This window comes from Parabacteroides sp. AF27-14 (assembly GCF_003635425.1).
Classification (GTDB): domain Bacteria; phylum Bacteroidota; class Bacteroidia; order Bacteroidales; family Tannerellaceae; genus Parabacteroides; species Parabacteroides distasonis.
Window position 1 is genome coordinate 267610 of sequence record NZ_QTLZ01000004.1, and the last position, 13676, is coordinate 281285.

Genomic DNA, 13676 nt, shown 5'->3' on the forward strand with positions numbered 1-13676 from the left:
GATTAAAAAAAGCCCAGGTGGCGGAATTGGTAGACGCGCTCGTTTCAGGTGCGAGTGGTTTTGCGATCGTGCAGGTTCGAGTCCTGTTCTGGGCACTTCCCAAAATAGAAAAAATGCAATCCTATACAGAAGACGAAATTGTAGTACAGCTCCGGGACCCGGCCCGACAACGTGAGGCCTTCGCCAAGGTCGTAAGCTTGTATGGCGAGAAGTTGTATTGGCATATACGAAAGATGGTACTGGATCATGAGGATGCGAACGACTTACTCCAAAATACGTTTTTGAAAGCTTGGACGAACATCGAGCTTTTTCGTGGTGAGGCCAAATTATCTACATGGCTTTATAAGATCGCGATCAACGAGTGCATTACTTTCCTGAATAAACAGCGAAATATGAATAACGTATCTATCGACGATGCGGATACCTTTTTGCTGGAACGTTTGAAAGGGGATGAATACTTCGATGGTGACGAGATACAGGTAAGATTGCAAAACGCTATTCTTACCTTGCCGGAGAAACAACGTTTGGTTTTCAATATGAAGTATAACGAGGAGATGAAGTACGAGGAGATGTCCGAGATACTAGGTACCTCTGTCGGGGCTTTGAAGGCCTCGTATCATCATGCGGTGAAAAAAATCGAGGAGTTTTTAACAAAAGAGGTTTAAACCTTTTGCCCGAATCGCAGTCAAAGCAATATAAAAAGAGAAAAAGTATGAAAAAAGAAGAAAACAACCTAGATCGCTTGAAAGGAACTAATCCTTTCACTGTACCGGAAGGGTATATGGAAGGGCTTACGGAGCGGATCATGAGTCAGCTCCCCGAGAAGCCGGAGGAGAGGGCGAAACGGATTTCCTTAATGGATCGTGTTCGTCCGTGGTTGTACATGGCTGCGGTATTCGCTGGTCTTGGTTTGTTTTTCAAGGCTATCGTGGGAATAAACGGTTCCGATGGTAGTACTGCGTCTGATTCTTTACTGGTCCGGACGGAAGTCCCGACAACGGCTTTAGACGCTATTGAAGCGGAAGAAGATGAGGAGTATTTGGAGTATTTGGAAGCTCAGTACGCCAATTATCTCTTAGATGAGGAACTTTCCTATTCTGAATAAAGTTTAAAATAGTAATTTTATCGAAGATTTTTGTAATAATACTTGTATGAATAAAATATTTTTCATTACATTTGTAGCGATTTCGGTTCTACTCTCTTTCAATGCTACGGCACAAGAGAAGAAAGAGCAAAGACATTTTGATAGAGAAGCGTTCGAAGCAAGGCGGAATGCTTTTATTACGGCTGAAGTTGGCCTTACACCTGAGGAAGCTGCACAATTTATTCCTTTATGCAATGAGTTGCGACAGAAAAAATTTGAGGTAGGTCGTGAATGTCGTAAGTTATCAAAAGAAATTCGACATAAGGAGAATCCGACAGATGCTGATTATAACAAAGTGATAGACGAATGTCTGGATGTTGAGATAAAAGAGGCACAGTTGGAAAAAGAGTATTTTGAGAGATTCAAGAAGATACTTTCTCCCGAAAAGGTCTATAAATACCGAAATGCGGAATATAAGTTTGTCCGGAATTTTATGAAGAGTGGTCGGGACAACAAGAAGGAAGAAAAACAGAAAAAGTAAAATATTATCATTATTTGTGTTTTTTGTTTAGATTTAGTTTTGGCGTTTAAGTTAAGGGAGGGGTGGCGACGTGATGTCGGTTCCCCTTTTGTTTTGCCCTTATCCTAGCTTTATAAGCCTTTGGCCTTGGCCTCATTCCATAGTTGGTCCATTTCCTCCAATGTCATATCTTTCAAGGAACGACCTTCTTGGATCGTATGTTCCTCCAGATAATTAAAACGGCGGATAAACTTCTGGTTCGTGCGTTCCAATGCGTTGTCCGGATTTATTTTGTATAGGCGGGCAGCGTTGATCAAGCTAAAGAAGAGATCTCCGAACTCAGCTTCCATCTTATCTGCGTCCATCCTGTCTATCTCGGTTTTCAACTCATTAAATTCCTCCTGTACCTTATCCCATACTTGATCCCGTTGTTCCCAGTCGAAACCTACGTTACGGGCCTTATCTTGGATACGATGCGCTTTTACTACGGATGGGAGGGAAGCGGGAACACCTTCCAGCACGGTTTTGTTACCCCCCTTTTCTTTCAACTTAAGCTGCTCCCAGCTTTGCTCTACCTTTTGGGCGGTATCGGCGGAGGTATCTCCGAATACGTGTGGATGGCGGTAAATCAGTTTCTGGCAAAGGCTGTCGCAGACATCCTTGATATCGAAAGCTTCTTTTTCCTCGCCGATCTTGGAGTAAAAGACGATGTGCAATAACAGGTCTCCTAATTCCTTTTTTATGTTTGTGTTATCCTCACGCATCAGGGCCTCGCATAATTCATAGGTTTCCTCGATTGTATTCGTGCGGAGGCTCTCGTTTGTCTGTTTACGATCCCATGGGCATTTTACCCGTAATTCATCCAGAATGTCGAGTAATTGCCCGAAGGCTTCCATCTTCTCTTCTCTAGTTGCCATATTATTTACTTATTCGATAATGATTGTAAAAGAAAGAGGGCAGGGTAGAACCCGGCCCTCTGTATGTGTTTTATTGTTGTTCTTTCTTGAATTCTTTCAATCCGTTTTGAAGGAACTGGATGTATTTGGAAACATCCTCATTGAATGCGTATGAAGGTCCGAGCGGCTGTCCCTCGTCATTCAATAAGATGTAGAATGGCTGGGCGTTAGAACCGCACTTGCTTCGTTGCAAATAACTCCATTTATCACCGATCGTCTTCAGCTTACGAGTCTTTCCGTTCTCTTGGATCTCGATGGGTTGCGGGAGTTTCGTCTTATCGTCTACCATGAGAGTGATTAGCACGTAATCATTTTCTAGCATTTGCTTCACCTTAGGATCCGTCCAAACGGAAGCCTCCATCTTACGGCAGTTTACGCAACCGAAACCGGAGAAGTCGATCATGACGGGTTTATTTACCTTCTTGGCATAAGCCATACCGGATTCATAATCGTCGAACGCGGCGTGTACCTCGTTTTTGTATAGATTGAAATCTTGTGTATACAACGGAGGAGCGAATGCGCTGATCGCCTTTAACGGAGCGCCCCAAAGTCCCGGAACCATGTAAATGGCGAAAGCGAAAGAGATAATCGCCATAAACAGACGAGGAACAGATACATATTTTACTTCGCTATCATGGCTAAACTTGATCTTTCCTAATAAATAAACACCCAATAAGCTGAAGATCACGATCCAAAGCACGATAAAAGCCTCACGGTCTAGTAAACGCCAGCCATACGCTAAGTCCGCTACGGAAAGGAACTTCAAAGCCAATGCCAACTCCAAGAAGCCCAATACGACCTTCACTGAATTCAACCATCCGCCGGATTTCGGCATACTTTGCAGCATATTCGGGAAGATGGCGAAGACACTGAACGGGATGGATAACGCCAAGGCGAAACCGAACATACCGATAGCCGGTCCTACCGCCGTACCCATAGAAGCAGCCTGTACCAACAAGGTCCCGATAATCGGACCCGTACAAGAGAAAGATACCAACACCAACGTGAACGACATAAAGAATATACTCAATACGCCGGTCGTTGAATCGGCCTTGCTATCCAATTTGCTAGTCCATGACGCAGGTAATACCAGCTCGAAGGCTCCGAAGAAGGAGACTGCGAATACTACCAGCAACAAGAAGAACAGGATATTAAAGATCGCGTTCGTTGATAAATCATTCAATGCGCTCGCACCGAAGATACCGGTAATCAACAAGCCCATAACCAAATAGATTACGATAATAGATAATCCATAGGTGATAGCGTCGCGAATCGCTTTCTTACGATCTTTCGTACGTTTTAGGAAGAAGCTAACCGTCATAGGGATCATCGGCCAAACGCAAGGAGTCAATAAGGCGATCAAACCTCCCAAGAAACCCGCGAAGAAGATGAATAACCAAGAGGTATCCGCCGCCGATACCGTAGCGTCGCCGAACGATTTCAATTGGTCGATCACCGGAGACCAAAGATTCGGGCTGTCGGTTAAGCTGTCGGACGCTTTAGGGGATGTCGTAGCCGGTGTCTCTTTAGCGGCAGGGTCCGGAGTGTTCAACTCGCTAGCATCTTCCGCTACGACCTGCGTATCCGGCTGTACGGTCGTGGCGTCCTCTTTATCCACCTCTGTAGTCGAGCTATTAGCTGCCAGAGCTGGATCTACATGGATACTTTTCTTATCGAAAGAGAAAGGTATTTGATCTGGGGGAAGGCAAGTCTCGTCATTACAAGCCATAAATTCCACCTCGCCCTCTACCTTGAATTTAGCGGGATCGGTAACCTTTAGTTTTTGGATGAACGATACCGTACCCGGATACCAACGAAGGTTCATGGCGAATTGCTCGTCGTAAACCGTGGTCGGCTTTACAGAAGGAACCGGTTGGCCAATCAGTTCAGCTCCATTCAATGTCTCGAATGTGAAAGATGTAGATACAGGACCTCCTTCCGGCAGGTTCATGTCATACAGGTGCCAACCTTTGTCCGCCGTGGCGGTAAAGACGATCTCTTTCTCGGGTGCGCCCCCCTTGTCGTCTAGTTTAATTTTCCATTTGACAGGCGTAAGTATTTGTGCCTGCGCTACCAGCGCTATTAGCGCCAGCATGATTGAACTGATGAGCTTCTTCATTGTTTTGTCCTTTATTGATAGATTACTTTGCTGTCGATGTGAATTTCTCCGGGATCCGTGTCTCGAAGCGCATCTCCTCGCCTGTTACCGGGTGGATGAAACAGAGCCTGCGGGCATGGAGCATCAAGCGTCCGGCGGGATTTGTCTCCGCCCCGTATTTAGAGTCTCCGGCTATCGGATGGCCGATGGATTGCATCTGCGCACGGATTTGGTTCTTGCGTCCCGTCTCCAGATCGAGTTCCACGAGCGAATAGCGATTGTTCGTTTGCAGGAGGCGGTAGCGTGTGATCGCTTCCTTCCCGTCACCATCTTGTGTCACGTACACTTGCATATGCTTGTTCTCCACGAGGTTGGATACGATCAAATCCGTGTCTTTCTCCGGTCGTCCCTCTATCACGGCCACGTAGGTCCGTTGCGTGATAGCCTCGCTCCAGTTGGACTGTAGTTGCTCTTTTACCTTCTGGTTCTTGGCGAACATCATGATACCCGATGTGTCTCGGTCCAGACGGTGCAAGACGAATATCTTGTTGCGAGGGTCGCATTCTTTCACGTAATCGCTCAGTATACGGTAGGCCGTACGCTCCTTGATACGATCGGTAGATACGGATAGCAAACCTTCCCGCTTGTTGATCACGATGAGGTCGTCGTCTTCCCAAACAATTCTAAGTAACGGGTTGTTGAATTCCACCTTCCCTCTTCCATAGTTGATTCCGACCGTATCGTTAGGGTTCAGCGGGGCATCGAACTGCCGGGTGACTTTCCCGTTTACCGAGATCTGTCCCCTGCTCAATAATCCTTTCACGGATGAACGGCTCTGTTCTTTTAATAACTCGAACAGGAAAGGTAGCAAAGTGTTACTTTCACCCACCGTTACCCGTCGTTCTTTAGAGGGTTTACGTCGATTATCCCCTCCTTTATACTCAGATCGCTTTCTCATATCTATTTTTTATAGTACGCGAAGATACAGGCATTTACGCGAAACTGCAATAGCGCGGAATAGAAAAACCGTTATAAATAGTTTGCTTGTTATAGGAATAAACCTTCAAATCCCCGGATGTAAAAGTAATTGCCATTCACTCTATTTTCAAAATAGTGGCGTGGTCCTTATAAATCACGTCGTGATCTGTACAATCCACGGCTTGGTCTGTATAAACCACGTCGTGGTTTGTAGAATAGTGGCGTGTCCGACAGGGAATGCCTATTGTCTCGGCCGACTATATTTCCCGATGCTCAGCGTTTTTTGTCTATATTTTTTGTACTTTCGCGGATCGAGAAATGTGTAAAGACTAATTAGTTATAAAAATATGGAAATCGCTAGTAAGTACAATCCCGCTGAAGTAGAGGGGAAGTGGTATCAGTATTGGTTGGATAACGGCTTCTTTAAGTCAAAGCCAGACGGCCGTGAGCCGTATACGATTGTAATCCCGCCCCCTAACGTCACCGGCGTATTGCACATGGGACATATGCTTAACAATACGATCCAAGATATCTTGGTTCGCCGTGCCCGTATGATGGGTAAGAACGCTTGTTGGGTACCGGGTACGGACCATGCTTCGATCGCAACGGAGGCGAAAGTGGTGAATCGTTTGGCTGGGCAAGGAATCAAGAAGACCGATCTGACTCGCGACGAGTTTTTGCGGCATGCTTGGGAATGGAAAGAAGAGCATGGCGGCATTATCTTGAAGCAGCTTCGTAAATTGGGTGCTTCCTGCGATTGGGATCGTACGGCGTTCACGATGGACGAGAAACGTTCGGAGAGCGTTATCAAGGTTTTTGTCGATCTATATAAGAAAGGTTTGATCTACCGGGGTGTCCGTATGGTGAATTGGGACCCGAAGGCGTTGACGGCCCTGTCCGATGAGGAGGTTATCTATAAGGAAGAGCATAGTAAGTTGTACTATCTTCGCTATAAGATCGTAGGCGAGGAGGGATACGCCATTGTCGCCACTACCCGTCCGGAGACGATTATGGGAGATACGGCGATGTGTATCAACCCGAACGACCCGAAGAACCAACATCTGAGAGGAAAGAAAGTGATCGTTCCGCTGGTAGGCCGTGAGATTCCGGTGATCGAGGATGATTACGTAGATATAGAGTTCGGTACGGGCTGTTTGAAAGTGACCCCGGCACACGATGTAAACGACTATATGTTGGGCGAGAAATATAATTTGCCTTCTATCGATATATTCAACGATAACGGTACGCTGAGCGAGGCCGCTGGCCTGTACGTGGGCATGGATCGTTTTGATGTCCGCAAGCAAATCGAGGAAGACTTGCGTAACGCTGACCTTTTGGAGAAGGTAGAGGCTTACGAGAACAAGGTGGGTTTCTCGGAGCGTACGAACGTGCCTATCGAACCGAAATTGTCTATGCAATGGTTCTTGAAGATGGAACATCTAGCCCAGATCGCCTTGGAGCCGGTCATGAACGACGATATCAAGTTCTATCCGCCGAAATTCAAGAATACCTATCGCCATTGGATGGAGAATATCAAGGACTGGTGTATCAGCCGTCAGCTTTGGTGGGGGCACCGTATCCCGGCTTACTTCTTGCCGGAAGGCGGTTACGTGGTAGCCGAGACGGAAGAGAAAGCTTTGGAACTGGCGAAAGAGAAATGCGGTAACCCGAATCTGACCATGTCTGATTTGCGTCAGGACGAGGACGTATTGGACACTTGGTTCTCTTCTTGGCTGTGGCCGATCTCCCTGTTCGACGGTATCAATAACCCGGATAATGAGGAAATCAATTATTACTATCCGACCAGTGATTTGGTAACCGGACCGGATATTATTTTCTTCTGGGTAGCCCGTATGATTATGGCCGGCTATGAGTACAGAGGGAAAATGCCGTTTAAGAGCGTTTACTTTACGGGTATCGTTCGCGATAAGCTGGGACGTAAGATGTCCAAATCTTTAGGAAACTCTCCCGATCCGTTGCAATTGATCGAGCAATACGGTGCGGACGGCGTACGTATGGGCTTGATGCTCGCGGCTCCTGCCGGAAATGATATTCCTTTCGATGATGCTTTGTGCGAGCAAGGACGTAACTTCAATAATAAGATATGGAACGCTTTCCGCTTGGTGAAGGGCTGGACGGTAGACGATACGATCGCCCAGCCGGAGGCTTCCGCTATCGCCGTGAAATGGTTCAAGATGCAGCTGGATAAGACAATCGCCGAGGTAGACGATTCTTTCAGTAAATATCGTCTGAGCGAGGCGATGATGGCTGTCTATAAATTGTTCTGGGATGAGTTCTCCTCATGGTATCTGGAGATGGTAAAACCGGGGTATCAGCAGCCGATCGACAAGGCTACTTATGAGGCTACACTCGGTTTCTTCGATGCCTTGCTTCGTTTGCTTCATCCTTTCATGCCGTTTATTACCGAGGAATTATGGCAAGCCCTTGAGCCTCGTAAGGAAGGTGAGAGCTTGATGGTTGCCCAAATGCCGGAAGTAGCTGTTGCGGATAGCGCTTATTTGGATGCTTTCGAGATCGTGAAAGAGATCGTTGGCGGTGTCCGTACAATTCGTTTGCAAAAGAATATACCGAATAAGGATGCGCTGGAATTGCAGATCGTGGGTGAGCACAATGAGGCATTCAACGCTGTGATCGCTAAGATGTGTAACCTCTCTTCCATCTCCAAGGTAGAGGAGAAAGCGGCCGGCGCTGTATCGTTCTTGGTACGTACGACTGAATATGCCGTACCTTTAGGCAATCTGATCAATGTGGAAGAAGAGTTGGCTAAGCTTCAAGAAGAATTGAAATACCAAAAAGGTTTCTTGACTTCTGTCATGAAGAAATTAGGCAATGAGAATTTCGTAAGCAAAGCCCCGGCGAAAGTAATCGAGATGGAGAAGAAAAAGCAGGCCGATGCCGAATCGAAGATTAAGTCTATCGAGGAAAGTATCGCCGCCTTGACAAAATAAAGAGAACAGCTGTTTCTTTGAAATAAGAGCCTATATCAATCTTTCTTTGATTGATATAGGCTTTTTTGTTGATTGAGTTGAAAATTATAATATTAAACTTGTAAATAATGATACGCCGTTGTCTAAATTTTACTAACTTGCCACACGTTAACTAATTGATGTCTATTTTGTAAACTTTAAATGCGAAATATACTATTTATTATATATTTATCCCTTTCACCAATACTCGTAGGCTCAGTGTCTGCGGCTAGCGATGTAGATAGTTTGGAGCAAATCGTGGCGAATTTACCGGCTGTGAGTAAGCTGGAAAAGCTTGATGAATTGGCCAGCGACAAAGGAAATGGCTTGAACTATAAGTATTATGCGGATCGACTGCTCGAGGAAGCCGAGCGGCAGAAAAATGACACCTACAAGGGAAATGCCTTGTTCCAGATAGTCCGTTATTATTATTCAAGGAATATCGATAGCATGTATCTCTTCATGCAGAAAGTCGAACCTATCTTTCTGAATTATAAACGCTACGATGATTTATTCCGCATGAAAGCGTGGTATATTTATGCTTTGTCAAATAATGGGGAAACTGATAGCGTGATTTCTGCGGTTGAGTCCTTAAAAGCATTATCCGCAAAATTCGACTACCCGAATGGTATCGATATGGCGAACCAAGCGTTGGCGGATTTTTACTTTGCCACGGGACTCACCAAAGAGGGGATCGCCCTATATGAGGATGTCTTACGGGCTATGGAGGAAAGGGACGCTCCCTTGGCTAAGCGATTTACGATTGTCAGACATTTGCTGAATAAGGATATCAATGAGACAAAGAGGCTTTTCTACTTGGAGAAACTTGAGGGCTATATAGCGGATTGTGAGGAAAAAGGGATCGAGATGCTAGATATCGATAATCCGTTGTATTATGTCAAGTATCTGTATCACCGAAGCTATGCGTTATTAGGTATTGATAAGAAGGATCTCTCGATGATATCTAAACATTTGGCTCAGGCGGAAAAACTGGTAAAAGATAATAACATCCGGAATGAGGATTATACGCTCGCTAATATACGTTTACTCTATTACCAGACGGCGAGAGATTATGACAGAGGAGTCGCTTTAGCTAATGAGCTGATCGACTACTGCCTAAAACGGGGACGGATAGTCGGAGCATTGGTGATAATGAAGAATAAGGCGAGTCTTTGTTATGATGTCGGGCGCGGGATGGAAGCGGCCAAGACCTATCACGAATACATCTTGATGAAGGATTCGGTTACCAACGCCAAGTTCTACAAGGATTTGGCGGACTTACGCACGCGACATGATATCGATAAGTTAGAGCTGGCGAATAAGAAAATGGAATTGGAGGCCGCTCATTCGCGTACGAAATTGTTGGTCATGGGCGGAGGCCTTTCTTTGTTGCTCTTGATCTGTTGCTCTCTGGGGTATATATCCTATTCCCGTCATAAATATGGTTTGCAACTAGAGAAGGCGAAAGATAAGGCGGAGGAGGCCGATCGTTTGAAATCCGCCTTCCTTGCGAATATGAACCATGAGATACGTACCCCGTTAAATGCCATTGTAGGCTTCTCGCAAGTATTGGTCGATGAGGAAGATAAGGAGACCCGGCAAGAGTTTGCCGATATCATACAGAATAATAACGAATTGCTTCAACGCTTGATTGGAGATGTGTTGGATCTCTCGAAGATAGAGTCCAATACGATGTCTCTTATCTATAAAGAATTGAACATCCCTTCTTTGATGAAAGAGATTTACAATGTGATCTTGCTACGTATGCCCGACGGGGTGGAGCTTCTGCTGGATGATTGCGAGGATCTAGAGATGGAGACAGACCGGAACAGGCTGACTCAGATCTTGACGAACTTGCTGACAAACGCTATCAAGCATACGCAGGAAGGCTTTATCCGTTTTGGATATAAAAAGACCGATGGCTTTGTCGAGTTCTTCATACAAGATAGTGGGGAGGGAATACCTGAGGATAAGGTTGATTCCATATTCAGTCGTTTTGTACAACTGGATGATTGGGGTAAAGGTGTCGGCCTTGGACTTGCTATCTGTAAGGGATTGGTTGGGCAAATGCAAGGGAAGATATGGGCTACCTCGAAGCTAGGGGAAGGATCTGTCTTTTTCGTGAGCTTGCCCTTGATACATTTGAATAATAGATAGTCGTGCTAATTTTCAAGGTATATATGAAGAGATTGCTTTTTATTGGTTGTTGGACGTTGATTTTAACTTTGCTTATTTCGGATAGGGCGAAAGGTGACACGTTTGTCGATAGCTTACGAAGAGAAATCAAGGTTTTACCGGATAGTAGTAAACTAATACGCTTGAACGAATTACTTTATGCCAATACGCACAACAAGGTATATAAAGTATATGCGGATTTGCTACTGGAAGAAGCAAAGAGGCAACGTAACGATTATTACAAAGGAAATGCCTTCCTATTTTTGATGCGTTATTACTATATGCAAGATCCGGATAGCTTACGTATATATTTGAAAATAGCGGAACCTCTTTTCATCGCGACTAACCGGATCGAGGAATTATGTAGGGCGAAGGGATGGAATATCTATTCTTTAGCGAATGAGGGGATGCAGGGATTGGTAATCCGGGAGGTGGATAGCTTGAAGAATCTTGCGACCCGTTTTAACTATCCGGATGGGGTGGATATGGCAAACCAAGCTTTAGCGAATTTCTATTTTAATATAGGATTGGATGAGGAGGGTATTCAATTAAGCCGGGAGATCTTATCTAGCATGGAAGAACGTAAGGTTTCTAGGATGCGTTGGTATTACGTGTTACGCCTGTTGCTTACGAAGGATTTGCGATTGGAGTATTTGAATAAATTGGATTCTTGTATACAAGAGTGCGAAAAAGAGGGCATTACTCAATTGGATGCGGAACATACTGTCGCTTTTTTAAAAGATCGCTATCATTATTACTCGGCCCAGTATTACGTGACGGAAAAAGAGCCTTCCTTGGTTTATCAGCACTTGAGGATGATGGAGGATATCGAAAAGAAGAATAATATGAATGCCGAACAAATTCTGCCTCAATTCCTTTGGATGAATTATTACGCTTTAGCGGGGAAATATGAGAAGGCTATTGATTTGGCGAACAAATTGGAACTAATGCTCTTGGATAAGAAACGCTTTAGTGATTGGATCTCAGTGGAGGATTTTAAGGCGGATCTCTATTATAAGCTTGGAAGAGGGATGGAAGCGGCTAGGGCTTACAGAGATTCTAAAGAAGTGCACGACTCGATTATGCGGGTAAAATATTACGAGGATTTAGCGAAGCTGAAAACCCAACGAGAGGTGGAAAAACTAGAGGTACAAAGTAAGAAACTGGAGCTAGAGGCGGAAAAGTCGCATGTCCGTATCTTGATGCTTGGAGAGGGATTTATCTTGATACTGTTACTTTGTGTGGGCTTGGGTATAGTCGCCTATACCCGTCATCGTGCGGGGGTACGATTAAAGATCGCGAAAGAGAAAGCGGAGGAGGCTGATCATCTGAAATCTGCGTTTTTGGCAAACATGAATCATGAGATCAGGACGCCATTGAACGCCATCGTCGGATTCTCGCAAGTAATCGCTGATGAGGAAGATGCGGAAACTCGTCATGAACTCTCCGATATTATACAAAGTAATAATGAATTGTTGCAACGCTTGATAGAAGACGTATTGGATATATCGAAAATCGAGTCGAATACGTTGAATTTCGTTTTGGCAAATCATGAAATGAGGGCTTTAATGAAAGATATCTATAGTATCATTTTATTACGCATGCCCGAAAATGTAGAACTTCGATTGGTTGATTGCCAACCTTTTACGCTTTATACCGATCGGAGTAGATTAACACAAGTCCTCACTAATTTATTGACGAATGCTATCAAGCACACGAAAAAAGGTTATATTTGCTTCGGGTATGACGTGACGGAGCAGGGAATCCGCTTTTATGTGATGGATACAGGCGAGGGAATCCCGGATGACCAATTGGAACGGGTTTTCGATCGTTTTGTCAAGTTGACGGAATGGACCAATGGAGTCGGGCTGGGATTGGCTATCTCGAAGGCCTTGGTTACAAAGCTCGGCGGTCGTATAGAAGTGACTTCCAAGCAAGGGGTAGGTTCTACCTTTAGCGTTATTTTCCCACGATAAACAGTATACATTATATATAATATTGTAATAGACCATGAAACACTCAAGACGTACATTTTTTAAACAAGGATTGGCGGGTGCCCTTTTATTAGGTACTTCCACGATCGCCCGGGCCGCTTTGCCGGACCCTGTAAAACCAAAGGCTCCGAAGGCCGTAAATCCATTCCATCTGGGAATGGCGGGATATACTTTCGTTAATTTTGATTTAGATACGACGTTGAAGACGTTGGAACGATTAGATATCCATTATCTTTGCATCAAGGATTTCCATTTGCCGTTGAATAGTACGGATCAGCAGATTCGGGCTTTTCATGATAAATGCGCTGCCCATAAAGTGACGGGATATGCCGTAGGTCCTATTTATATGAAGAGCGAGGAAGAGATAGACCGTGCGTTTGATTATGCGAAGCGGGTAGGAGTGAAGTTGATCGTCGGTGTCCCGAATTACGAGCTTTTACCCTATGTGGATAAGAAAGTGAAGGAATATGATTTCCATTACGCCATCCACTTACACGGTCCTGATATTAAGACGTATCCCGACGCTACGGACGTTTGGGAGCATACGAAGGATTTAGATCCCCGTATCGGTATGTGTCTGGATGTCGGACATGACTTGCGAAACGGCTGTGATCCTGTGGCCGACTTGAAGAAATACCATACCCGGGTGTTTGATATGCATATCAAGGACGTGACGGATTCTTCGAAGGCGGGAGTCGGGATCGAGATCGGTCGTGGAAAGATCGACTTCCCTGCGCTGATCCGTATGATGCGGGAAGTTAATTACACGGGAATGTGTAGCTTGGAATACGAGAAAGACATGAAAGACCCATTCTTGGGGATCGCGGAGTCTATCGGCTATTTCAAGGCTGTGAGTGATTTGACATAATGTGGGGGCGTAAATC

The 13676-nt window shown here is 45.1% G+C and carries 10 protein-coding genes and 1 tRNA gene; 8 read left to right on the top strand and 3 right to left on the bottom strand.

The genetic code is table 11. From position 1 onward, the window contains the following. The first annotated feature begins 11 nt into the window (after positions 1 to 11). From DWY79_RS06570 to DWY79_RS06585, 4 genes are all read left to right on the top strand, one after another. Positions 12 to 95, top strand: a tRNA-Leu gene (locus DWY79_RS06570). An 18-nt stretch (positions 96 to 113) separates the two neighbouring features. Next, positions 114 to 665 (top strand): RNA polymerase sigma factor, encoded by a 552-nt coding sequence (locus tag DWY79_RS06575; protein WP_008772592.1) that lies wholly within the window; start codon positions 114 to 116, stop codon positions 663 to 665. Positions 666 to 712: 47 nt separating this feature from the next. After that, positions 713 to 1105: a hypothetical protein gene (locus tag DWY79_RS06580; RefSeq protein WP_009017030.1), complete on the top strand. Its 393-nt coding sequence runs from the start codon at positions 713 to 715 to the stop codon at positions 1103 to 1105. 46 nt (positions 1106 to 1151) lie between these two features. Further along, positions 1152 to 1625: a hypothetical protein gene (locus DWY79_RS06585; RefSeq protein WP_005858783.1), complete on the top strand. Its 474-nt coding sequence runs from the start codon at positions 1152 to 1154 to the stop codon at positions 1623 to 1625. 110 nt (positions 1626 to 1735) lie between these two features. On the opposite strand, the gene mazG is transcribed toward DWY79_RS06585, so the two are convergent. The 3 genes from mazG to DWY79_RS06600 all read right to left on the bottom strand — a co-directional run bounded on the left by mazG (position 1736) and on the right by DWY79_RS06600 (position 5616). Next, the gene (gene mazG / locus DWY79_RS06590) at positions 1736 to 2521 is read right to left on the bottom strand and encodes a nucleoside triphosphate pyrophosphohydrolase (protein WP_005858781.1); all 786 of its coding nucleotides are present in this window, start codon (positions 2519 to 2521) and stop codon (positions 1736 to 1738) included. Positions 2522 to 2591: 70 nt separating this feature from the next. Continuing rightward, on the bottom strand, positions 2592 to 4679 hold the full coding sequence (locus tag DWY79_RS06595) for a cytochrome c biogenesis protein CcdA (protein WP_122369054.1): 2088 nt from the start codon (positions 4677 to 4679) through the stop codon (positions 2592 to 2594). A 22-nt stretch (positions 4680 to 4701) separates the two neighbouring features. Next, positions 4702 to 5616, bottom strand: coding sequence for an RluA family pseudouridine synthase (locus DWY79_RS06600; protein ID WP_005868506.1), 915 nt, complete (start codon positions 5614 to 5616; stop codon positions 4702 to 4704). A gap of 367 nt (positions 5617 to 5983) precedes the next feature. Between DWY79_RS06600 and DWY79_RS06605 the strand changes: the two genes are divergently transcribed. The 4 genes from DWY79_RS06605 (at position 5984) to DWY79_RS06620 (ending at position 13660) form a co-directional block, all read left to right on the top strand. Then, positions 5984 to 8605, top strand: coding sequence for a valine--tRNA ligase (locus tag DWY79_RS06605; protein ID WP_005868508.1), 2622 nt, complete (start codon positions 5984 to 5986; stop codon positions 8603 to 8605). Positions 8606 to 8842: 237 nt separating this feature from the next. Beyond that, a complete protein-coding gene (locus DWY79_RS06610) occupies positions 8843 to 10780 on the top strand; it encodes a sensor histidine kinase KdpD (RefSeq protein ID WP_233563945.1) in 1938 nt (645 codons plus the stop codon). A 23-nt stretch (positions 10781 to 10803) separates the two neighbouring features. Continuing rightward, the gene (locus DWY79_RS06615) at positions 10804 to 12774 is read left to right on the top strand and encodes a HAMP domain-containing sensor histidine kinase (RefSeq protein ID WP_122369072.1); all 1971 of its coding nucleotides are present in this window, start codon (positions 10804 to 10806) and stop codon (positions 12772 to 12774) included. 34 nt (positions 12775 to 12808) lie between these two features. Beyond that, positions 12809 to 13660: a sugar phosphate isomerase/epimerase gene (locus DWY79_RS06620; protein ID WP_122369056.1), complete on the top strand. Its 852-nt coding sequence runs from the start codon at positions 12809 to 12811 to the stop codon at positions 13658 to 13660. Positions 13661 to 13676 lie beyond the last annotated feature (16 nt).